Annotated in this window: 19 protein-coding genes; 9 read left to right on the top strand and 10 right to left on the bottom strand. The window is 62.6% G+C overall.

Going from position 1 to position 21544, the window contains the following annotated elements:
- Positions 1 to 9: 9 nt before the first annotated feature.
- The 4 genes from ACPWR9_RS16840 (at position 10) to ACPWR9_RS16825 (ending at position 3216) form a co-directional block, all read left to right on the top strand.
- Positions 10 to 1125 (top strand): DUF3426 domain-containing protein, encoded by a 1116-nt coding sequence (locus ACPWR9_RS16840; protein ID WP_426299475.1) that lies wholly within the window; start codon positions 10 to 12, stop codon positions 1123 to 1125.
- A gap of 33 nt (positions 1126 to 1158) precedes the next feature.
- Positions 1159 to 1659: a thiol peroxidase gene (tpx, locus tag ACPWR9_RS16835; RefSeq protein ID WP_426299473.1), complete on the top strand. Its 501-nt coding sequence runs from the start codon at positions 1159 to 1161 to the stop codon at positions 1657 to 1659.
- A 125-nt stretch (positions 1660 to 1784) separates the two neighbouring features.
- On the top strand, positions 1785 to 2720 hold the full coding sequence (locus tag ACPWR9_RS16830; protein ID WP_426299471.1) for a carbohydrate kinase family protein: 936 nt from the start codon (positions 1785 to 1787) through the stop codon (positions 2718 to 2720).
- 16 nt (positions 2721 to 2736) lie between these two features.
- Positions 2737 to 3216, top strand: a complete 480-nt coding sequence (locus tag ACPWR9_RS16825; RefSeq protein ID WP_426299469.1) for a hypothetical protein — start codon at positions 2737 to 2739, stop codon at positions 3214 to 3216.
- 286 nt (positions 3217 to 3502) lie between these two features.
- Here the strand turns inward: ACPWR9_RS16825 and ACPWR9_RS16820 are convergent, their stop codons facing one another.
- Together ACPWR9_RS16820 and ACPWR9_RS16815 are read right to left on the bottom strand one after the other, a co-directional pair.
- Positions 3503 to 4129 (bottom strand): histone H1-like DNA-binding protein, encoded by a 627-nt coding sequence (locus ACPWR9_RS16820; RefSeq protein WP_426299467.1) that lies wholly within the window; start codon positions 4127 to 4129, stop codon positions 3503 to 3505.
- Positions 4130 to 4834: 705 nt separating this feature from the next.
- Positions 4835 to 5977 carry a ribonucleotide-diphosphate reductase subunit beta gene (locus ACPWR9_RS16815; RefSeq protein ID WP_426299465.1) on the bottom strand — a complete coding sequence of 381 codons (1143 nt, stop codon included), beginning with the start codon at positions 5975 to 5977 and terminating at the stop codon, positions 4835 to 4837.
- A gap of 560 nt (positions 5978 to 6537) precedes the next feature.
- Between ACPWR9_RS16815 and ACPWR9_RS16810 the strand changes: the two genes are divergently transcribed.
- Positions 6538 to 7509, top strand: a complete 972-nt coding sequence (locus ACPWR9_RS16810; protein ID WP_426299463.1) for a hypothetical protein — start codon at positions 6538 to 6540, stop codon at positions 7507 to 7509.
- A gap of 108 nt (positions 7510 to 7617) precedes the next feature.
- Here the strand turns inward: ACPWR9_RS16810 and ACPWR9_RS16805 are convergent, their stop codons facing one another.
- From ACPWR9_RS16805 to ACPWR9_RS16785, 5 genes are all read right to left on the bottom strand, one after another.
- Positions 7618 to 10572, bottom strand: coding sequence for a ribonucleoside-diphosphate reductase subunit alpha (locus ACPWR9_RS16805; RefSeq protein ID WP_426299461.1), 2955 nt, complete (start codon positions 10570 to 10572; stop codon positions 7618 to 7620).
- A gap of 375 nt (positions 10573 to 10947) precedes the next feature.
- A complete protein-coding gene (gene ampD, locus ACPWR9_RS16800; RefSeq protein ID WP_426299459.1) occupies positions 10948 to 11556 on the bottom strand; it encodes a 1,6-anhydro-N-acetylmuramyl-L-alanine amidase AmpD in 609 nt (202 codons plus the stop codon).
- A 406-nt stretch (positions 11557 to 11962) separates the two neighbouring features.
- The gene (locus tag ACPWR9_RS16795; RefSeq protein ID WP_058379914.1) at positions 11963 to 12475 is read right to left on the bottom strand and encodes a DUF1269 domain-containing protein; all 513 of its coding nucleotides are present in this window, start codon (positions 12473 to 12475) and stop codon (positions 11963 to 11965) included.
- Between the two features lie 184 nt (positions 12476 to 12659).
- Positions 12660 to 12938: a PP0621 family protein gene (locus tag ACPWR9_RS16790; protein ID WP_150681032.1), complete on the bottom strand. Its 279-nt coding sequence runs from the start codon at positions 12936 to 12938 to the stop codon at positions 12660 to 12662.
- Positions 12939 to 12944: 6 nt separating this feature from the next.
- Entirely contained in the window at positions 12945 to 13829 is an 885-nt protein-coding gene (locus ACPWR9_RS16785) for a cytochrome C assembly family protein (protein WP_426299457.1), read from the bottom strand.
- Positions 13830 to 13932: 103 nt separating this feature from the next.
- Here ACPWR9_RS16785 and ffh point away from each other — a divergent pair, with 103 nt between their 5' ends.
- A complete protein-coding gene (gene ffh / locus ACPWR9_RS16780) occupies positions 13933 to 15297 on the top strand; it encodes a signal recognition particle protein (protein WP_426299455.1) in 1365 nt (454 codons plus the stop codon).
- Between the two features lie 156 nt (positions 15298 to 15453).
- Complete coding sequence (locus tag ACPWR9_RS16775) at positions 15454 to 16002, top strand: hypoxanthine-guanine phosphoribosyltransferase (protein ID WP_426299453.1); 549 nt, start codon at positions 15454 to 15456, stop codon at positions 16000 to 16002.
- A gap of 114 nt (positions 16003 to 16116) precedes the next feature.
- On the opposite strand, the gene ACPWR9_RS16770 is transcribed toward ACPWR9_RS16775, so the two are convergent.
- Both ACPWR9_RS16770 and ACPWR9_RS16765 read right to left on the bottom strand, forming a co-directional pair.
- Positions 16117 to 16710 (bottom strand): MarC family protein, encoded by a 594-nt coding sequence (locus tag ACPWR9_RS16770; protein WP_150681036.1) that lies wholly within the window; start codon positions 16708 to 16710, stop codon positions 16117 to 16119.
- 81 nt (positions 16711 to 16791) lie between these two features.
- Positions 16792 to 18531, bottom strand: coding sequence for a proline--tRNA ligase (locus ACPWR9_RS16765; protein ID WP_426299451.1), 1740 nt, complete (start codon positions 18529 to 18531; stop codon positions 16792 to 16794).
- A gap of 130 nt (positions 18532 to 18661) precedes the next feature.
- Between ACPWR9_RS16765 and ACPWR9_RS16760 the strand changes: the two genes are divergently transcribed.
- The gene (locus ACPWR9_RS16760) at positions 18662 to 19438 is read left to right on the top strand and encodes an RNA pyrophosphohydrolase (RefSeq protein WP_426299449.1); all 777 of its coding nucleotides are present in this window, start codon (positions 18662 to 18664) and stop codon (positions 19436 to 19438) included.
- A 166-nt stretch (positions 19439 to 19604) separates the two neighbouring features.
- The gene (locus tag ACPWR9_RS16755) at positions 19605 to 20177 is read left to right on the top strand and encodes a CNP1-like family protein (protein ID WP_426299447.1); all 573 of its coding nucleotides are present in this window, start codon (positions 19605 to 19607) and stop codon (positions 20175 to 20177) included.
- A 128-nt stretch (positions 20178 to 20305) separates the two neighbouring features.
- On the opposite strand, the gene proB is transcribed toward ACPWR9_RS16755, so the two are convergent.
- A complete protein-coding gene (gene proB / locus ACPWR9_RS16750) occupies positions 20306 to 21439 on the bottom strand; it encodes a glutamate 5-kinase (RefSeq protein WP_426299445.1) in 1134 nt (377 codons plus the stop codon).
- Positions 21440 to 21544 lie beyond the last annotated feature (105 nt).

Raw genomic sequence — 21544 nt, 5'->3', positions numbered from 1 at the left:
CCGAGTCCTATGACCCCATCCCCGCGCGTTCTGGCCACCCGCTGCCCCCACTGTCATACCGTCTTTCGCGTCGTCGCGGATCAGCTCAAGCTGCGCGACGGCCTAGTGCGTTGCGGGCACTGCCGCGAAGTGTTCGACGGGCGCGCCTATCTTTGCGAGCCGCCGAAGGAAGATGGCGACGCACAAGCTTCCTCCGATACGAACTCGGCGCCAGACAACATCGCGGCAACCGATCGTTCGGAGAACACCGACGCGGCACACACCGCATCGTCTTCCGCTGCGCCTTCGGTCCCGGCGCTTTTTAGCGAACCTCCCGCTCATACCTCGGATGCCGACACGGCAACGCCGCGTGCACCGGTGCCCGAGATGCTCACGCCGACGGCCATTGCGGCACTGCTCGGCACGCCTGACGAGAGCCGTGCGCAGATGCAGCACGGCCCGGGTCGCTATATCGACGACGAAGATGCCACGGTGTTGCCTGCACCGACGTCCGCGCCAGCAAGCGCAGCGCGTGCAGGCGCACCGGCTACCGAACCCAACGAGAAACGCCCAGGTGCCGCGCGTGTCGTCTGGCGCGTGTTGATGGTCTTGGCGATCGTCGGCCTGCTTGCGCAGTGGGCTTGGCTCGAACGCGCTGCGGTCGTCGATCGATTCCCGGCATTGCGCCCCGCTTTCGCTGCGCTCGGCCGTCCGCTCCACATCGCCGTGGCGCCGCCGCGTCAGCCCGACGTGCTGCAACTCTCAAGCGTCACGCTGGTGACGGATGACGGCAGTACTGCCGCAGACGCCTCAGGCACGACCAGCGCCGCGACGACCACGACCGCCACACCGGCGAGCGGTGCCTCGGCAGACGCCGTACCGCCCGACAGCGTGCCGATGACGCTGACCGTCTTCATGCGCAACGATGCCGGGCACGCGGTGGCATGGCCGTCGCTCGAACTCACGCTCTCGGACATCGACGGCAAGCCGGTGGTGCGTCGCGTTTTCGCCGCCGCCGATTACGTCGCCGATGCCCCGTTGCGCGATGCTGGCCTTGCACCGCACAACGAACGCACGATTCGGTTACGATTGTCGGCGCAAGCAGCGCTTGCCAGTAACTATCGGGTACTCGCGTTTTATCCCTGATAGCGCTGCCGCACTCAACACTAGGAGATATCGATGTCCCAAGTCACCCTCGGGGGCAACCCCATCGAAGTCGACGGCCAGTTCCCGCAGAAGGGGCAGACCGCACCGGCGCTCAAGCTGGTCAATGCCAAATTGCAGGACGTCACGCTCGATGACTTCGCTGGCAAACGCAAGGTTCTGAACATCGTGCCGAGCCTCGACACGCCGACCTGCGCCACCTCGACCCGCAAGTTCAACGAAGCCGCCGGTAAGCTCGAGAACACCGTCGTGCTCGTGATCTCGGCCGACCTGCCGTTCGCCATGAGCCGCTTCTGCGCGACCGAAGGCCTGAACAACGTTGTTACGCTCTCGACGATGCGTGGCCGCGAGTTCCTGAAGGACTACGGCGTAGCGATCGCCACCGGCCCGCTCGCTGGCGTGACCGCCCGCGCCGTGGTCGTGCTCGACGCCGACAACCGTGTCGTGCACGCCGAGCTCGTGCCTGAAATCAAGAACGAACCGAACTACGACGCTGCGCTGGCTGCCTTGGCGTAATTCGCAAGTTCATCGGCCACGTTAGCGTGTGGCCGACTGCATGACCTGTGCCGGCGTCCGCGCCGGCACATTGCCGTCCGGCCACCTGCCGCCGTGCCCTCTGACTACTAGTAAGGAATCATCTCGTGACTACCGTGATCTGCGGCTCGCTCGCCTACGACAACATCATGACGTTCGAAGGCCGCTTCGGCGAGCACATTCTGCCCGACCAGGTGCACATCCTGAACGTGAGCTTCCTCGTGCCGACCATGCGCCGTAACTTCGGCGGCTGCGCCGGCAACATCGGCTACAGCCTGCATCTGCTCGGCGGTTCGCCGACGGTGATGGCAACGGTGGGCGAAGACGGCGGCGCGTACCTCGAGCGCTTTGCGTCGCTTGGGATGTCGACCGAGTTCGTGCGCACGGTGCCCGACTCGATGACGGCCAACGCGATGATCACCACCGATCTGGATAACAACCAAATCACCGCTTTCCACCCGGGTGCGATGATGTTCTCGGCACAAAACCGCGTGAGCGATGTGAAGGGCGCGACGCTCGGTATCGTGGCCCCCGACGGCCCCGATGCGATGCTCGCCCACGCCGAAGGATTCGCCGCTGCGGGTGTGCCGTTCGTGTTCGATCCGGGCCAGGGCCTGCCGATTCTCTCGCCTGAGACACTGCGTCGCATCGTGGAACTCGCCACTTATCTGGCGGTCAACGACTACGAAGCCAAGCTCCTCGCCACCAAGACCGGCTGGTCGCTGGAAGATCTCCAGTCGCGTGTCGAGGCACTGATCGTCACGCGCGGAGAACACGGGGCCCTGATTTTCGCCGACGGTCAGCAACACGACATTCCTGCCGTGAAAGCCAAGCGAGTCGTCGATCCGACCGGATGCGGCGATGCCTTCCGTGGCGGGTTGCTCTATGGCATCGAAAAGGGTCTCGACTGGCCGACCACTGGCCGACTGGCCAGCCTCATGGGTTCGCTCAAGATTGCCGAGCAGGGCCCGCAGACCTATGCACCGACGCGCGCCGACATCGACGCGCAATATGAAGAAGCGTTCGGCCACCGCTTCGAATGATTCCAGGATATTAACGATGGCACGACTGACCACACCGCTCATTCTTACCACTGTCACGGCATCGCTCCTGCTGTCCGCCTGCACGGCGTTCGGCCCGAGCAATTCCGCCAGCGTCTACGACAGCCGTCAGGCGCAACGCGAACAAGTTGTCCGTATGGGCACTGTCGAATCGGTGCGTCCGGTGACGATCGATAGCAGCAACGGTGACCCGGGCGTGCTCGGCGTCGTCGGCGGCGGCGCACTCGGCGCGATCGGCGGCAGCGCCATCGGTGGCGGTCGTGGCTCGATCGCGACGGGCATCATCGGCGGCCTGCTCGGCGCCGTCGCCGGGCAAGCGGTCGAGAATCGCATGAGCAAGAAGGCCGGTCTGGAAATTACCGTGCGACTCGACAACGGCGAACTGCGTGCGATCACGCAAGATGCCGACGACGCGTTCCAGCCGGGCCAGCGCGTGCGCTTGCTCTCGAGCGGCGGCGTGACGCGTGTGACGCACTAAGCACGCTAAGCACGATATCCGAGCGCCGCGATGGCGCTCAGGACAGCACACAGCGGGCGGCCATCGGTCGCCCGTTTTCATATCCACGCATGGGCAGCAAAGACGAGCGCTGCCGCAAAGCACGATGGCGCCGAGTGCGTCACCGGTCTCGACGCGTCACGAGTGAAAACCATTCGCCCATGAAAAAACCCGCTGTGACGACTCGCATCACAGCGGGTTTCTGATCGGGTAGGACTACTCGATCAAAAGACACCTAAGTGTCTAGGGTCCTGCGTCAGCACTCGAATTACGGACGGCTGCCGGTCGGGAACGGCCATGCCGCTGCCGGATTCAGAGCCGTCTTCGGTGCTGCTGCCGGCGCAGCTGCGGGAGCCGCAGCAGGCTTGGCAACCTTCTTCACTGCGGCCTTCTTAACAGCAGGCTTCTTCGCAGCGGCAGGCTTTTTGGCAGCGGGCTTCTTCGCCGCAGCCTTCTTCGCAGCAGGCTTGGCAGCCGGCTTCTTAGCAGCAGCCTTCTTCACTGCGGCTTTCTTCGCGGCCGGCTTCTTAGCAGCGACTTTCTTGACGGCGGCTTTCTTAGCCACCGGCTTCTTCGCTGCAACCTTCTTCACTGCGGCTTTCTTAGCCACCGGCTTCTTGGCTGCAACCTTCTTCACCGCTGCCTTCTTGGCAACCGGCTTCTTCGCAGCAACCTTCTTCACTGCGACTTTCTTGGCGACCGGCTTCTTAGCGGCAACCTTCTTTGCTGCCGGCTTCTTAGCGGCAACAGCCTTCTTCGCGACCGGCTTCTTAGCAGCAGCAGCCTTCTTCGCGACCGGCTTCTTGGCAGCAACTGCCTTCTTCGCAACCGGTTTCTTGGCAGCAGCTTTCTTCGCTGCCGGCTTCTTGGCAACAGCCTTCTTAATCGTAGCCATCACATTGCTCCTTAACGTAAGAGATCACTCAAACGAAACTACCTGAGAAGGAAACCCGACCACCGCACGGCGAACCGCCGGCGAGCGGGCTATTCATCGGCGTACGCATCGGACATCGACGGCTTACGCTAATGAATTCGGCGCTGCGCGCACGACGCTTACCATGAGTGGTCGCGCGCGCAAAAAAATTGCCGACGACATCGCCGTCAGCAATTCGATTGTCTTGAGATGGGAGATTCGCCAGATTCTTCGGGGGGTAGCTTGCCTGTCCCGTCATCGGGATGGAGGAGATTGCGATAGCGGATAAGCGATACTGCTTGCTATGCACCAAGGTTTTTACGCTCCGTAACTACCAGCTCTCTGTCGCGGGAGGAAAGCAATGTGCTTTCGTGTGTTCATCGAGACTGCAATTTATTTGAGCGAATAATAATTCTTTTGTGATGCGATGTTAATACTTTGTGCATAAAAAAGCGCACATCAATCGCAGCGAAGAAGTCAATCTGTTGTATTTGATGCACATCGCACTCGCGCTTCGACGTCGTCGACGCACTCGCGAGTCTGCGATGACGAGGATGATGTGCGTGACGAGCGCCTTCTCTTCTGCTTCTCTTCACACTCATCACACGTGCTTCGCACGCACACACCACCCTCTCGAAACCCGCATGGATGCTTGCTTTGCAGCGAGCACCCATTTTTACTTCGCGCTTAGTCCCAGCTCAACGCGCCACCGGTTTGATACTCGATCACTCGCGTCTCGAAGAAGTTGCGCTCCTTCTTCAAGTCGATCATCTCGCTCATCCACGGGAACGGATTCTCTTCGTTCGGATAGAGCGCTTCGAGACCGATTTGTGCGCAGCGACGGTTCGCGATGAAGCGCAAATAGCTCTTGAACATGGCGGCGTTCAGACCCAACACACCACGCGGCATCGTGTCTTCGGCGTAGCGATACTCCAACTCGACGGCCTTCTTGAACAGCTCGCGAATCTCTTCGCGGAACTCCGGCGTCCACAGGTTAGGGTTTTCCAGCTTCACTTGATTGATCAAGTCGATGCCGAAGTTGCAGTGCATCGACTCGTCGCGAAGGATGTACTGGTACTGCTCGGCAGCGCCCGTCATCTTGTTCTGGCGGCCCAGCGCGAGGATCTGCGTGAAGCCGACGTAGAAGAACAGACCTTCCATGATGCAGGCGAACACGATCAGCGAGCGCAGCAGCTTCTGGTCGTTCTCTTGCGTGCCGGTCTGGAACGACGGGTCGGCAACGACTTCGATGAACGGCAGCAGGAACTCGTCCTTGTCGCGAATCGACGGCACTTCGTGATACGCGTTGAAGATCTCGCCTTCGTCCAGCCCCAGGCTCTCGACGATGTACTGATAGGCGTGCGTGTGGATCGCTTCTTCAAACGCCTGACGCAACAGGAACTGACGGCACTCCGGCGCGGTGATGTGGCGATACGTGCCGAGCACGATGTTGTTCGCGGCGAGCGAGTCGGCCGTCACGAAGAAGCCGAGGTTGCGCTTGATGATGCGGCGCTCGTCTTCGGTCAGACCGTTCGGGTCTTTCCACAACGCGATGTCGCGCGACATGTTGATTTCCTGCGGCATCCAGTGGTTCGCGCAACCCGCCAGATACTTTTCCCATGCCCACTTGTACTTGAACGGCACCAGTTGGTTCACGTCCGTCGTGCCGTTGATCACGCGCTTGTCGGAGGCGCTCACGCGGCGTGTCGACTGCGAGGCGATCACGCTCGGCGTGTCGGATTGCGTGCCGAGAATGTTCGGCTCCGGCGAGAACGTGGCAGCCGGGGCGGCGGGTTTGGCGGTGGAGGTCTCTTCTTCCCAGTTCAGCATAGGGTCTCAGTCCGTTCAGGTTGATGCGGTGCACACAAACGCGTGCATCGCCGAAGTGGCAGATCTAGCGGATCAGTCGATCACTCGCGTACCGCATCAGCGGTAAGCGGCGAAAAATCCGCAGGGGTGAATACGGTGTTTCGGGGGCTTGTCAGAAGCGCTTTCGCACTGTCTTGAAATACTTCGCGAGCGGGGGAGATGGCTTGCTTCACTTGCAACATCACGACCTCCCGACGTCGAATTGAATGACTCCAATTTAGCACAATTACGTCACGCATTCCAGCACTCTCACACTATATATAGTGTCGCAGTCCGTCCAGACCACTATACCTAGTGTTCGGCCATATCTCGCGCGAGATGCCCGCCAAGCCCCGCGGGACCGGCATGTTGCCACGATTCGCGTGTCAAAGGTAGGGCCTGTTCTCCCTAAGCGCAGTGCCTGTCGGCGTGACGGCATCGGGCGTATGCTATGCGTCACGCGTCACCCGCGCAGCGAACCCGAACGTCAGATTTGGGCGCGCGCCAGCCACGACGCGCAGGAGAAGAAGGAGATACCGACAATGACTTCCCATGGTGCCGACAACACAAGTCCAGCACGCCCCCTATCGACACATCCCGCGGGCCCCACGCCCCTCACCCTCACCCCGGGCAAACCGCTCCGGCTGTCCGCCGGCTCACTGATCGCTGACGTACAACCGGGCTGTGGCGGGCGGCTCGCGAGACTGGCACGGCGCGACACGCGCGGCGATCTGTTCGACTATCTCGTACCGCTCGGCAACGAACCGTTCGCGTCGGATGAATGGCCGAAAGCCGGTGCGTTTCCGATGCTGCCGTATACCAATCAGTTGCGCGACGACACGCTGCACTGGCAAGGCCGCGACATCGTGGCGCGCGAAGCGCCCGCCGCATCGAGTTCGTTGCACGGCTGGGGGCTGCGCCGCGCGTGGGAAGTGGTCGACGAGAGCGCCCACTGCTGCGTGCTGCAACTCGACAGCCCGGCACAACCCGAGTGGCCTTGGCACTATCAAGCGTATCTGTCGATATCGCTCGATGCGCAAGGTATCGACATGCAGCTCTCGCTCACCAATCTCTCGGCAGGCAACATGCCCGCCGGGCTCGGTCTGCACCCATACTTCCGCTGGCCTGCCGGTGCGCGCCTGACGTTCGAAGCAGAGTCCATCTGGCGCTCGCCTTCGGAGGACATTCGCTGGCCGAGCGAGCAGCGCATTCACGTTGGCGCCATCGAAGTGGTGTCGGTCGGCGGCGGACTCGATAGTAAAGGCCGGTCGACGTGGTTCGCGGAAGTGCCCGAAACCGGACGCTTCGACGCGCGCATCGACTACGCGGGCGGTCTGCGCTCGGCCACCGTGCGCAGCGACGACGCGGCGTGGCTCGTCGTGCACTCGCCCGCCGGACGCCCCTATCTGTGTCTCGAGCCGTCGACGCATCGCGTGGGCGACTTCGATCACGATCATGTCGCCGTACCCCATGGCGAGACGCTCAACCTGTCGATGCGGATCGATCTGGCCTGACTCCGGCGGCATCGGAAGGCACCCAAGAAAAAACCCCGTCGTCCTTGCGGACCGACGGGGTTTTTTCTGAGCCGCCGGCACCATCGCTGGCCCCGGCATTCACTCAACTTACTGGCAAGCTTCGCACTCGTCGAAGCCAGGGTCGCCCGGACGCATCGTGCAGACCGCGCCTTCGGCTTCCGGCATCGGTTGCGCCAACGGCGAGGTCGGCTCGGCCGAGAAGCTGCTGCTCGGCGACACGCCACCCGAGCTCACTGCGTTCAGCGCGCCATGGCTCACCGTCGACTTCTCGACGTGCGTGGCTGCCATCGTACGGAGGTAGTACGTGGTCTTCAGACCGCGCGTCCACGCCAGCTTGTACGTCTCGTCGAGCTTCTTGCCCGATGCGCCAGCCATGTAGATGTTCAGCGACTGCGCCTGATCGATCCACTTCTGGCGACGCGACGCGGCTTCGACCAGCCACTTCGGTTCGACTTCGAACGCCGTGGCATAGATCTCGCGCAGGTCGGCCGGCACGCGGTCGATACGCGAGAGCGAGCCGTCGAAGTACTTCAGGTCGGCGACCATCACTTCGTCCCACAGGCCGCGCGCCTTCAGGTCACGCACCAGATACTCGTTGACCACCGTGAATTCGCCCGACAGGTTCGACTTCACATACAAGTTCTGGAACGTCGGCTCGATGCAGGCCGACACGCCGATGATGTTCGAGATGGTCGCGGTCGGTGCGATCGCCACGCAGTTCGAATTGCGCATACCGTGCGAAGCGATGTGCTTGCGCAGGCTGTCCCAATCCATCGTCGCCGACTGGTCGACTTCGAGGTAACCGCCGCGCTCTTCCGCCAGCAGCTTGAGCGAATCTTGCGGCAGGATGCCACGATCCCACAGCGAGCCCTTGTACGACGAGTACTGACCGCGTTCCTTGGCCAGCTCGGTCGACGCCCAGTAAGCGTAGTAGCACACGGCTTCCATCGAACGGTCGGCGAACTCGACGGCGTCGTTCGAGGCATACGGCGTGCGCAGCAGGTGCAGGCAGTCCTGGAAGCCCATGATGCCCATGCCCACCGGACGGTGATGCAGGTTCGAATTACGCGCCTTGGTCACGGCGTAGTAATTGATGTCGATCACGTTGTCGAGCATGCGCATTGCCACGCGAATGGTGCGCTGCAACTTCTCGTGGTCGAGCTCGTAGCCGTTGGCCGTCTGCTTCAGGTGCGCCACCAGGTTCACCGAGCCGAGGTTACACACGGCGATTTCGGTGTCGCTCGTGTTGAGCGTGATTTCCGTGCACAGGTTCGACGAGTGCACCACGCCCACGTGTTGTTGCGGCGAGCGGATGTTGCACGGATCCTTGAACGTGATCCACGGGTGACCGGTTTCGAACAGCATGCCCAGCATCTTGCGCCACAGGGCTTGTGCCGGCACCTTCTTGAACAGCTTGATCTCGCCGCGTGCGGCCTTGTCTTCGTAAGCCGTGTAAGCCTGTTCGAAAGCCTTGCCCACCTTGTCGTGCAGGTCCGGGCAGGTCGACGGCGAGAACAGCGTCCACTCCGCGCCTTCCATCACGCGCTTCATGAACAGATCGGGAATCCAGTTCGCCGTGTTCATGTCGTGCGTGCGGCGGCGGTCGTCGCCGGTGTTCTTACGCAGTTCGAGGAATTCTTCGATGTCCAGGTGCCACGTTTCCAGGTACGCGCACACCGCGCCCTTGCGCTTGCCGCCCTGGTTCACGGCCACGGCCGTGTCGTTGACCACCTTCAGGAACGGCACCACACCCTGGCTCTTGCCGTTCGTGCCCTTGATGTGCGAGCCGAGCGCGCGAACTTGCGTCCAGTCGTTGCCCAGACCGCCGGCAAACTTCGAGAGCAGTGCGTTTTCCTTGAGCGCTTCGTAAATGCCTTCCAGATCGTCCGAGACGGTCGTCAGGTAGCACGACGACAACTGCGAGCGGCGCGTGCCCGAGTTGAACAGCGTCGGGGTCGAGCTCATGAAGTCGAAGCTCGACAGAATTTGGTAGAACTCGATCGCACGCGCTTCGCGCTCGACTTCGTTCAGCGCCAGACCCATGGCCACGCGCATGTAGAACGCCTGCGGCATTTCGATGCGATGGCTATCGATATGCAGGAAGTAGCGGTCGTACAGCGTTTGCAGACCCAGGTAGTTGAACTGGAGGTCGCGCGAGGCGTCCAGCGCAGCACCCAGCTTGGCCAGGTCGTACGTCAGCAGTTGCTCGTCGAGCAGTTCGGCTTCCACGCCTTGCTTGATGAAGCGCGGGAAGTATTCGACGTAACGCTCGGCCATCTCGCCCTGCGGCACTTCTTCGCCGAGAATTTCGCGGCGGATCGTGTGCATCAGAATGCGGGCGGTCACCAGGCTGTACGCCGGTTCCTTTTCGATGAGGGTACGCGAGGCGAGAATCGCCGAGTCGTACACCTGCGACAGCGGCACGCCGTCGTACAGGTTCTTGATCGTCTCGGTCAGGATCGGCTCGGCGCTCACTTCGTTGCCGAGGTTTTCGCAAGCGGCCTGCACCACGCCACGCAGCACGCCCATGTCGAGGGCACGCGTCACGCCGTTGTCGGTGACATGCAACACCGGGGCATCAGGCGTGGCCGACTCTTGCGTCGTTTCGACGGCGTGAGCACGCTCTTGCGAACGCTTCTCGCGATACAGCACGTAGGCACGCGCCACGTTGTGCTCGCCCTCGCGCATGAGCGCGAGTTCGACCTGATCCTGAATGTCTTCGATGTGGAACGTACCGCCGTTCGGGCGGCTGCGCACCAGCGCGCGCACGACGGCTTGCGTCAGTTGCTCCACGAGTTCGCGAACACGCGCCGAAGCCGCACCTTGACCGCCGTTCACGGCGAGGAACGCCTTGGTCACAGCGATCGCGATCTTCGACGGCTCGAAACCCACCACCGCGCCGTTGCGTCGAATCACTTTGAAGTCGGCGTTGGTCGCCGGTTCGAATGCGCCCGTCGTTTGGGGCGCCGACGCACCCGTGCCATTGCCGGCATTCGCGGCGGGCGTCGGGTTCGGGCGGGTGAGGTTTTCGTTAGTCTGCATGTAAAAACTCCCGTTCCAATGAGATGGTGCTGTTAGCGCGTCTCTACCAGTTTTACGGCCGGCAAAAATGCGCCCTGGGGGCGCCGATGGAGCGAAGTGCTGAACACCGCACGACCGACGGACGGCCAAGGGTTCGAGGTGTCCGCTGCACGGCTTTGCTGCTGTGCCGCCCCACAAAACGCCGCAGGACAAGCACGGTATTGATGGATATTGCTTCCTGTGCCGACCACGTCATCAACCACTACATATAGTGGTCAGCACCCGAATTGGCACTAAGTATAGTGGAGATGACGCACTCCGCAAACTCAAAAATTTCTCTCTCCGGGAAGGCCCGTGGCATCGCCGTGTCAAGCAAAACCTACCCCGTCATGGGGGTTAATCCGCCGGTTGAAACGGCAACATCGCCGGGCTCAGGTCGGCCATCTGGCGCAACCGCGGCCATTCGAAATACGGCCCCGGATCCGTCTTGCGACCCGGTGCTATATCGGCATGTCCGGCGACAGCTTGAATGGGATAACGCCCGCGCAACGTCTTGGTGAGCGCCGCCAGCGTCGCGTACTGCGCGGCGGTGAACGGTGTGTCGTCGGTGCCTTCGAGCTCCACCCCGATCGAGTAGTCGTTGCAACGCGCCCGGCCTTCGAACGACGATGCACCGGCGTGCCACGCACGCGCATCGCACGACACGAACTGTTGCAACGCACCATCGCGGCGCACGAGAAAGTGCGACGACACGTGCACGCCGCGAATCTCGTCGAAGAACGGATGCGCGTCGTGATCGAGCCGGTTCTGAAAGAACGCCGGGATTTCGTCGCCACCGAACTGCCCCGGTGGCAACGAGATGTTGTGCACCACGAGCAGGTCGGTCGGCATGCCCGCTGGACGTGCATCGAAATTCGGTGACGGCAATCGCTGCGCTTCGCGCACCCAGCCTTCGGTGTCGAGCGTGAACGCCGGCAGCCGCGCCGAAGTGTCGGGTGCGTTCATACCGCGCCTCGCGACGACATGCGCAAAACCGCAGCGCAAGCGCTAGCGCGGCATTCCGGCCGGTGGACAACGATAGGGGACACCCATGACTGGAGCATGACGGGCACAGCGATCTCCCGTAGAGCGAGGGGCGCCATTGTAGCCCACTTGGCGTGACGCCGTCGGCGGTGATCCCAACGGCGGTAGCGGCACCCGCTGTACGCAATGTGCCCGACCGATAGCGCAAAACAAATCGGCAAAATCCCCAAAGAAGAAGCCTCCCGCCGCACTAGGCCGAGAGGCTTCCATGGGCGTTGCCACGCCCGGGGGTGGCAATGCACTCGTGTCGTGCAACACGTGTACCACCCCGCACCGCTCACAGGGGCGGCGCCGTTGGCCGAGACTTCCGGCCGGATGAACCCATCGATCACGGAAATGCCGGTATCGCCGCCTCCACCCCTTCCATATGCGCTTCGGGGTGGTGCGCTTTCAACATCTCACGGACCTCGTCGACGCGGCTCTCGCGCACATCGACCATCAGCAGAATCTGGCCTTGCTCCAGCGGCTCACGGAACATCTTGAGCCGCGAATTCGGCACCGACACGCCGATCATGCTCGACACCCACGCACCGAACAGTGAGCCCAGCGGCGCGGTGATGATCATCAATTCCCACTGGGGACGCGTGCCCACGATGGGGAAAAACGCCGCGACTGCACCGACCGCCAGCCCACAGAAGCCACCGATCACGAGCCCGGCTTCGGCGCCGTGCACGATATCGGAAGTCTGTAGGAGGTTAGCCTCGTGCAGTCCCTCCAGGTCCATTTCGTCACGTGCCATAAAGTGGATGTGACGCTCCTCGATCCGCGCGAGCAACAGGTCGCTCATGGTGCGTTGCGCACTGGCAAGATCGGGAAGAAGGAAATACATCCGTCTGCGCATTAGCATGTTGCGCCCTCCTGTCGACGTTTCCGACAAATCCCCTTCGTTGGTCTTAGTCTGTACGGGGTTGGTTACTGTGTTTTAGTGCATGCGACAGGCATGCGCAAGCCGCCCACCGAGGCAGGCTTGCTAATAGAGAGGGAAATGCGCGCGGAAGATGCGCGGATGTGCCGCGCTGGCAGACTCAGGCGCGGTGTTCGCGCGCGAGATAGGCGTCGCGATGCGCGCCGCTGCAAAAGTGCGTGCCACCGGCGCCATGCACCGCATCGCTCTCCGGCAGATAGGTATCGCACTCCTGGCAGCGCACCATGCGCTCGGCCGGCGGCAGCGATTGTTGCACGGTGGTCTTCGCGCCATTCGACGGCGGCGGACGCATGCGATCGGCGTCGCGCTTGCGTTCGTTATGACGCATCCACCAGGTGCCCAGCACCAACAACACCAGTAACAGCAAGATATTGCGCATCGCGCTTCAAGTCTCCGTCATGCGATGCAGCACCACCTCTAGCACGAAGCGAGAACCGACATACGCCAGCAGTAGCGCCACGAACGACGCCAGAACCCAACGCAGCGCGACCTTACCGCGCCACCCATAAAAGTGCCGGCCCAGCAGCACCGCGCCGAACATCAGCCACGACACCACCGCGAACACGGTCTTGTGATCGATGCGCACCGCACGCCCGAAGAGCGCCTCGGAGAACATCACCCCGGAAATTAACGTCAACGTGAGCAACACGAAGCCCGCACCGATCAGCCGGAACAACAGCTTCTCCATCGTGAGCAAGGGCGGCAGTGTTTCTAACCAACGCGCGAGCCAGCCGGTCGGCTCGTTGCCGCGCGACGGATGCAACTGACGTTCCGCGTAGATCATTAACAGCGCATGCAAGGCCGCGAGTGCGAACAAGCCGTAGGCCATATTCGCAATGATGAAGTGCGCCTTGAAGATCGGATCGGCGGCAAAACCAAGAATGCGCACGTCCGGGAAAATCAGCGGCAACAGACAGGCCACGGCCGCGATCGGTGTGACCATTAGCCGCAGGCTGTCGAGCGGGAAAAAGAAACTCTCGATCCAATAGATACCGACCGAGAGCCAGAGCATGGCCGAGAGCATGTACGCGAAACCGAAGTGCATGCTGTCGGCGCGGAAGATTGTCTGATGCAGCAACACCCCATGCAGCGCGAGCACGACGAACAGCGAAAGCTGCATCGGCCAACGCGACGGCGTGCCTGTGACAGGCATAGGCGCGAGCTGTCCACCCGCCATCGCGAGCGCGGCATCGCGCCGGTAACCTTGCCACGAACAAACCGCCAACCCGGCGTAAAGGATGGCGGTCAGCGCATACAGTAAAATAGTCATGTTTGAAGTTTACACCAGCCCATGACGGGCGCGCTGCCAGGCTGTTCACCCGCCCGGCCGTGCCCGCCCACCGGGCCACTGCGGGTCTTACAGGATACGTTTCATGCTCGACAATCTCACTACGCGCCTTGCCAAGGTCGTCAAGACACTGCGCGGCGAAGCCCGTCTGACCGAGGCCAACACGCAGGAAATGCTGCGCGAAGTGCGCCTTGCCCTGCTCGAGGCCGACGTGGCCCTGCCGGTGGTTCGCGATTTCATCGCCAAGGTGCGCGACAAGGCGCTCGGCGAAGAAGTCGTCGGCAGCCTCTCGCCGGGTCAGGCGCTCGTGGGTGTCGTTCAGCGCGAACTGACCGCGCTCATGGGCGGCGACTACGAAGGCCGTGCCGCCGAGCTCAATCTCGCCACCACCCCGCCCGCCATTATCTTGATGGCCGGTCTGCAAGGTGCCGGTAAGACCACCACCGTCGGTAAGCTCGCCAAGCTGCTGCGCTCGCAGAAGAAGAAAGTCCTGACGGTTTCCGTCGACGTCTACCGCCCCGCCGCTATCGCCCAGTTGCAGACGGTGACCGAACAGGTCGACGCCGATTTCTTCCCCTCGCAACCCGATCAGAAGCCGGTCGACATCGCCCGCGCGGCCGTCGACTGGGCGCGCCGCCATCACCACGATGTGCTGCTCGTCGACACGGCCGGCCGTCTGGGTATCGACGAAGCGATGATGCAGGAAATCAGCGCGCTGCACGCTGAGCTGAAACCGATCGAAACGCTGTTCGTCGTCGACGCCATGCTCGGCCAGGACGCCGTGAACACCGCCCGCGCGTTCAACGACGCGCTGCCGCTCACCGGCGTGGTGCTCACCAAGCTCGACGGCGACTCGCGCGGCGGTGCAGCGCTGTCGGTGCGTCATATCACCGGCAAGCCGATCAAGTTCGTCGGTGTGGCCGAAAAGCTCGATGGCCTCGAAGTCTTCCACCCGGACCGCATGGCGAACCGGATTCTCGGCATGGGCGACATTCTCGCGCTCGTCGAAGAAGCCCAGCGCGGTGTGGACGTGCAAGCCGCCCAGAAGCTCGCCGAGAAGGTGAAGAAGGGCGGCGACTTCGATCTGAACGACTTCAAGGCGCAGATCGGTCAGATGAAGAACATGGGTGGCCTCTCCTCGCTCATGGACAAGTTGCCGGCACAGTTCCAAGCCGCGGCCAGCCAAACCAATATGGATCAGGCCGAGAAGCAAGTGCGCCGCATGGAAGGCATCATCAACTCGATGACGCCCGCCGAGCGCGCCAAGCCCGAGCTGATCAAGGCCAGCCGCAAGCGCCGTATTGCTGCCGGTGCGGGCGTGCAGGTGCAGGAAGTCAACCGCATGCTCAATCAGTACGATCAGATGCGCACGATGATGAAGAAGCTGAAGGGCGGCGGCATGATGAAGATGATGCGCAGCATGAAGGGCATGATGCCGGGCATGCGCTAAGCGCGTGCGTTAGTGTGTGTTGTGCATGACATCCCGGTCGCAGGGTTGCGGTTCGGCTGATATCGGACATTTCCGGCTAACCCCGGGCTTTCCGTATATACTCCGGGCCGCAAATAGCGACATCCCCCCGCAACAAGTGATACAGGGTCGCCCCATATGAACCGCGAAGAAGCCCTCGAAGTATTCCGTAATTCCGAAGAAATCGTCTCGGCTGACCAGGTCAACGCCTCGGTCGACCAGATGGCCGGTGCCATCAAGGCCGCCATCGGCGACGAATTCCCGATGGTGCTGTCGGTCATGGGCGGCGCCGCCGTCTTCACCGGTATGCTGCTGCCGCGCCTCGACTTCCCGCTCGAGTTCGACTACATCCACCTCTCGCGCTACAACAACACCACCACCGGCGGTGCGATGCAGTGGCGCGTGGCGCCGCGCGACTCGGTGCGCGACCGAGTGGTGCTGGTGCTCGACGACATTCTCGACGAAGGCGCCACGATGGCCGCGATTCGCGATCGCATTCTCGAGATGGGCGCGTCGAAGTTCTACAGCGCGGTGCTGTGCGAAAAGATTCTCGCCAAGGAAAAGCCGTCGCATCCCGACTTCTGCGGCTTCACGGTGCCCGATCGCTATGTCTTCGGCTGCGGTATGGATGCCAAGGGTTACTGGCGCAACTTGCCGACGATCCGCGCGCTGACCATGCCGCGCTGATCGCTGGCGAATCACCGACGGATCGCTGCCATATCCCTGCCAGCGTCGCCATGAAGAAAGGGCCCCACGGGGCCCTTTTCTTTTTGTGTCTCGACGTATCGGCTGACGTGCCGCTCAGAACTGATGCACGAAGACCTTCACGCCCTTGAGGATCATCTCGACAGAGATCGCCACGAGAATCAGGCCCATCAGTCGCTCGAACGCCGCCACCACACGTGAGCCCAGCAAGCGCTCGATGCGATCGGCCAGCAGCAGCACAACAGCGCAGACGGCCATCGTCACACTCAGCGCCATGATCCATTCGAGCATCCGCCCCGGCTGTTGCGACACCAGCAGCATGACCGTCGCCAATGCCGATGGCCCAGCCAGCGCGGGAATCGCCAGCGGCACGATCAGCGGCTCGCCCGCCGTCGGCAGCGACCCCTGATCGGGATGCGGGAAGATCATGCGCAACGCAATCAGAAACAACACGATGCCGCCCGCCAACTGCAACGACAAATCCGTCAGGCTCATCATCCGCAGGAAGCGATCGCCGACGAGCATGAACAGCAGCAGAATCGCGAACGCGATCAGCACTTCCCGCACGATGACCCGTGGCCGTCGCGACGCGGGCACATTGCGCAAGGCGTTCACAAAGATGGGGATGTTACCGAACGGGTCGGTGATGAGCAGCAGGAGAATCGTGGCCGAAGCGAACGTGTATTCCATACGGAGAGTGCTCTGGATATGACAACGGCAGCCGCCGAAGCGACTGCCGTCAGGTACGGCTGGAACGGATAACTAGCTAGCTCAGACGGCCTTCGCTGCGCGCACCTTGCCAGTGACGACTTCGGCGACAGCCGCAGCGTCGAGCAACTGGGCTTCGGTGTCGCGTCGGCCCTGATACTCGATCTTGCCTTCCTTCAGGCCACGATCGCCAATCACCACACGGTGCGGCACGCCGATCAGCTCCCAGTCGGCGAACATCACGCCCGGGCGCTCGCCACGGTCATCCAGAATCACGTCGACACCGGCCGCCAGCAGATCTTCGTAGAGCTTGTCGGCGGCGGCGCGCACGGCGTCGCTGCGGTCGTAGCCCATCGGGCACAGCACCACTTCGAACGGAGCGATCGATTCCGGCCAGATGATGCCGCGATCGTCGAAGTTCTGCTCGATCGCCGCACCCAGCACGCGCGTGATACCGATGCCGTAGCAGCCCATTTCCATCGGGGCGGGCTTGCCGTTCTCGTCGAGGAAGGTGGCGCTCATCGCGTCCGAGTACTTGGTGCCCAGTTGGAAGACGTGGCCCACTTCGATGCCGCGGCACAGTGCGATCTCGCCCTTGCCGTCCGGCGAGGCGTCGCCCGGCACGACATTGCGCAAGTCGGCGACAACTTCCGGCTCCGGCAGGTCACGGCCCCAGTTCACGCCGGTGATGTGGAAGTCCACCTCGTTGGCGCCGACGACGAAGTCGCTCATCTTGGCGACCGTACGGTCGACCACCAGCTTGACCGGCTTCTTGGTCCCGATCGGGCCGAGATAGCCCGGCGGCGTGCCGAACCATTCGACGATCTCGGCTTCGGACGCGAAACGGAAGTCCGTCAGCCCCGGCACCTTGCTCGCCTTGATTTCGTTGAGTTCGTGATCGCCGCGCAAGAGCAGCAGCCAGACGGTCGTCCCGGCGTCTTCGCTATCGGTCGCCAGCACAATCGACTTGACGGTGCGCTGGAGCGGGATCGACAGCAATTCAGCGACGGCTTCGCACTTGGCCTTGCCCGGCGTGGCGGTCTTGGTCAGCGCCTCGGCAGCGGCAGCGCGCTCGCCTTGCGGGGCGGCGGCTTCGGCCATTTCGACGTTGGCGGCGTAATCCGACGTCGGGCAGTAGGCGATGGCGTCTTCGCCGGTGTCGGCAATCACGTGGAATTCGTGCGAACCCGAGCCGCCGATCGAGCCGTTGTCGGCCACGACAGCACGGAAGTCCAGACCCAGGCGCGTGAAGATGCGCACATAGGCGTCGAACATCTTCTGATACGAAACCTGCATGCCGGCGCGATCCTTATCGAAGGAGTAAGCGTCCTTCATCATGAATTCGCGCCCGCGCATCACGCCGAAGCGCGGACGGATCTCGTCGCGGAACTTGTTCTGCACCTGGTAGAAGTTGACCGGCAGTTGGCGATAGCTCTTGATCTCGCGACGTGCGATGTCCGTCACCACTTCTTCGTGGGTCGGGCCGACGACGAAATCGCGGTCGTTGCGGTCCTTCAGGCGCAGCAGCTCCGGACCGTACTTTTGCCAGCGGCCCGATTCCTGCCAGAGTTCGGCCGGTTGCACGGCTGGCATGAGCAGTTCCAGCGCGCCGGCGCGGTTCATTTCTTCACGCACGATGGCTTCCACCTTGCGAATCGAGCGCAGGCCGATCGGCAGGTAATCGTAGATACCGCCGGCAACGCGGCGGATCATGCCGGCACGCACCATCAGCTTGTGGCTGACGATCTCGGCGTCCGCGGGAGCTTCCTTGAGGGTGCCGATGAAGAAACGAGAGGCTTTCATGCAGATTTCCGGAAAAATTAAGGGTCAACGGCCGGGTTGCTTCGGTCGGGTGCCCGAGCCCCGCCAGCCGCCGCGCCGGTGATTATCTGTTTATAATCGAAGCAATTTTAAAGGATTCAAGGGTGGTTGTATGCTTGACCGTGAAGGCTTTCGCCCGAACGTCGGCATCATCCTCTTAAACGCACGCAATGAAGTGTTCTGGGGCAAGCGGCTGGGCGAGCACTCCTGGCAGTTCCCGCAAGGCGGCATCAAGTACGGCGAAACGCCCGAACAGGCCATGTTCCGAGAATTGCACGAGGAAACCGGGCTAAAGCCAGAACACGTCAAAATCATCGGTCGCACGCGCGACTGGCTGCGTTATGAGGTGCCGGACAAGTTCATCAAGCGCGAAGTGCGCGGACATTACCGGGGCCAGAAGCAAATCTGGTTCCTGCTGCGCATGGTCGGTCGCGACTGCGATATCTGCCTGCGTGCGACCGATCATCCCGAGTTCGACGCCTGGCGTTGGAACGAATACTGGGTGCCGCTCGACGCGGTGATCGAGTTCAAACGCGAAGTGTACCAACTGGCGCTCAACGAGCTCTCGCGCTATTTGCGCCGCACGGCTGCGCGTGCTCAGCACGAACGGCGGCGGTTTCCGCGCGCGGGTGCCCATATCGGCGAGTTGCCGCCGGGTGCCACGGACGGCGCGTACGGTGACGACTTGGGCCACGGTCCGCAGGGTCCGGACGACCATTCGGACCATTCGGGCCCTTGCACCGAAGACTGCGCCGGTGGTGCCGTAGACGCTTCCGTCAGCGCTTCCGTCGGGATCAACGAGGCCAATGGCACCGACGGCGCCAGCACTCCCGGCGGCGCGGCTAACCCCGGTAGCCACCGTAAGGGTTCGGCGGGCGGAGGTCACTGAACGAGGCCGCTGCTGGCCTGTCCATCATCGGGCGCGGGCGTCATGCCCGCGCCGCACCGATCTCACCGTGCCGACCAGCAGTCCCGGCAGCACCACCGATCACCCGGAACATTTCGCGCGGACTTTCCCGCTTTCGCTCATCAGCCGTCTTACTGACCGTCATCTCATGCGACTTTCTTTCCTCCGCCGCGCACCGCGTCTTGCTGTCCTGGCCCCGCTGACTGCGCTGGCATTGCTGGCCGCTTGCAGCAGCACGTCGCAGCCCGTCCAGGACTTCGACGAATACCTCGCCCAGCAGGAAGCTGAAAAGGGCAAATGGAAGGAAGCCGAGTTCACGATGCCGACGACGGCGCCGCAAGACGCCGATCTGGTCGCCTTCCCCACGCTGCCGAATTCCTCGCTCACTTACGCGATCGACACCAAGTCCGTGCAAGTGACCGACGACGGTGTGGTGCGCTATGTGGCCGTCATCACGAGTAAGGAAGGCGCGCGTAACGTCTCGTTCGAAGGCATGCACTGCTCGTCGTTCGAAACCCGCCTGTACGCCACCGGCCGTCCCGATGGCACCTGGGCCCCGGCACGCAATAGCGAGTGGCGCCCGATTCGTCCGTACGGCACGACGGCCTATCAGGGCATTCTGTACCGCGACTACCTCTGCCGCGACAAGACGCCGCTGGGCAAGTCGAAGGACATCGTGCAGAACCTTCGCTACCCGGCGACGAACCCGGACTACAAGTAAGCGGCAGCGGGCGACTCGCGCCCGCACGACAACGTCGATGCCATAAAAAAAACGCCGGCCACGGTTATCGTGCCGGCGTTTTTTATTGTGGCGATCCGCGCCCCGGGTGCGCCGGGAACGCCGCTCGATCAGCGCAGAATCAGGTTATCGCGATGGATCAGCTCGGGTTCATTGGCAAAACCCAGCACCTGTTCGATGTCGCTGCTCGGGTGACGACGAATGAGTCGTGCTTCCGACGCGCTGTAATTCGACAGCCCGCGCGCCACCTCGTGACCGGCTTCATCCACACAGGCGATGACTTCGCCACGTGCGAACGTGCCTTCGACGTCGATCACGCCGATCGGCAGCAGGCTCTTGCCCTCTTCGATCAGCTTCTTGCACGCGCCCGCATCGATCACGACGCGCCCGCGCACCTGCAAATGATCGGCCATCCACTGCTTGCGCGCCGTGAGCACTGCCGTACGCGCCACCAGTTGCGTGCCGATGGCTTCGCCGCCAGCGAGCCGTACGAGCACATCGGCTTCGCGACCCGATGCGATCACGGTATGCGCGCCGCTCGTCGCCGCACGCTTGGCCGCGAGAATCTTGGTCAGCATGCCGCCGCGGCCGATGCTCGAGCCCGCACCGCCAGCCATCGCTTCAAGACGCTCGTCGCCCGCCTCGGCTTCGTGCACGAACTCGGCGTTCGGGTCCTTGCGCGGGTCTGCCGTATAGAGGCCCGACTGGTCGGTGAGAATAACGAGGGCGTCGCCGTCGATCAGGTTGGTCACCAGCGCGCCCAGCGTGTCGTTGTCGCCGAACTTGATTTCGTCGGTCACGACCGTGTCGTTCTCGTTAATGATCGGCACGACGCCGAGACGCAGCAACGTCAGCAGTGTCGTGCGCGCGTTCAGATAGCGCTCGCGATCGGCCAGGTCGGCATGCGTGAGCAGAATCTGCGCCGTGCGCACGCCATGTTCCGCGAAACGCGTTTCATAGACCTGCGCGAGACCCATCTGCCCCACGGCGGCAGCGGCCTGAAGCTCGTCGATGGCCTTCGGTCGACGCGTCCACCCCAAACGCTGCATGCCTTCGGCAATGGCGCCGGAACTCACGAGCACCACTTGCTTTGGCGCACGTCCGTCGCCACCATGCCGCAAAGCGGCAATTTGCTGCGCCCAACGCGCAATGGCAACGTCATCCAACCCGCGACCGTCGTTGGTCACAAGGCTGGAACCCACTTTCACCACGAGCCGCCTGGCATCGGCAATGACCGAACGCATGGGACTGGTTTCTCCTGCGGATATATTGGGGAAGGCTGGTTCGCTGGCACCGTCGGGGAATTGCGGCGTGTGCGTCTATTAAGTCGACGGCACTCGCCTTCACAC

The organism is Pandoraea pneumonica, from assembly GCF_049918595.1.
GTDB classification, from domain to species: domain Bacteria; phylum Pseudomonadota; class Gammaproteobacteria; order Burkholderiales; family Burkholderiaceae; genus Pandoraea; species Pandoraea pneumonica_A.
The sequence above is the reverse complement of the archived record's forward strand: the minus strand, read 5'-3'. Positions and strand labels throughout refer to the sequence as shown.

Bases quoted from the DNA above. Each gene is read 5' to 3' on its own strand.
- ACPWR9_RS16840 (WP_426299475.1), top strand. From the start codon at position 10: ATGACCCCATCCCCGCGCGTTCTGGCCACCCGCTGCCCCCACTGTCAT.
- tpx (WP_426299473.1), top strand. From the start codon at position 1,159: ATGTCCCAAGTCACCCTCGGGGGCAACCCCATCGAAGTCGACGGCCAG.
- ACPWR9_RS16825 (WP_426299469.1), top strand. From the start codon at position 2,737: ATGGCACGACTGACCACACCGCTCATTCTTACCACTGTCACGGCATCG.
- ACPWR9_RS16820 (WP_426299467.1), bottom strand. From the start codon at position 4,129: ATGGCTACGATTAAGAAGGCTGTTGCCAAGAAGCCGGCAGCGAAGAAA.
- ACPWR9_RS16815 (WP_426299465.1), bottom strand. From the start codon at position 5,977: ATGCTGAACTGGGAAGAAGAGACCTCCACCGCCAAACCCGCCGCCCCG.
- ACPWR9_RS16810 (WP_426299463.1), top strand. From the start codon at position 6,538: ATGACTTCCCATGGTGCCGACAACACAAGTCCAGCACGCCCCCTATCG.
- ACPWR9_RS16805 (WP_426299461.1), bottom strand. From the start codon at position 10,572: ATGCAGACTAACGAAAACCTCACCCGCCCGAACCCGACGCCCGCCGCG.
- ampD (WP_426299459.1), bottom strand. From the start codon at position 11,556: ATGAACGCACCCGACACTTCGGCGCGGCTGCCGGCGTTCACGCTCGAC.
- ACPWR9_RS16795 (WP_058379914.1), bottom strand. From the start codon at position 12,475: ATGCGCAGACGGATGTATTTCCTTCTTCCCGATCTTGCCAGTGCGCAA.
- ACPWR9_RS16790 (WP_150681032.1), bottom strand. From the start codon at position 12,938: ATGCGCAATATCTTGCTGTTACTGGTGTTGTTGGTGCTGGGCACCTGG.
- ACPWR9_RS16785 (WP_426299457.1), bottom strand. From the start codon at position 13,829: ATGACTATTTTACTGTATGCGCTGACCGCCATCCTTTACGCCGGGTTG.
- ffh (WP_426299455.1), top strand. From the start codon at position 13,933: ATGCTCGACAATCTCACTACGCGCCTTGCCAAGGTCGTCAAGACACTG.
- ACPWR9_RS16775 (WP_426299453.1), top strand. From the start codon at position 15,454: ATGAACCGCGAAGAAGCCCTCGAAGTATTCCGTAATTCCGAAGAAATC.
- ACPWR9_RS16770 (WP_150681036.1), bottom strand. From the start codon at position 16,710: ATGGAATACACGTTCGCTTCGGCCACGATTCTCCTGCTGCTCATCACC.
- ACPWR9_RS16765 (WP_426299451.1), bottom strand. From the start codon at position 18,531: ATGAAAGCCTCTCGTTTCTTCATCGGCACCCTCAAGGAAGCTCCCGCG.
- ACPWR9_RS16760 (WP_426299449.1), top strand. From the start codon at position 18,662: ATGCTTGACCGTGAAGGCTTTCGCCCGAACGTCGGCATCATCCTCTTA.
- ACPWR9_RS16755 (WP_426299447.1), top strand. From the start codon at position 19,605: ATGCGACTTTCTTTCCTCCGCCGCGCACCGCGTCTTGCTGTCCTGGCC.
- proB (WP_426299445.1), bottom strand. From the start codon at position 21,439: ATGCGTTCGGTCATTGCCGATGCCAGGCGGCTCGTGGTGAAAGTGGGT.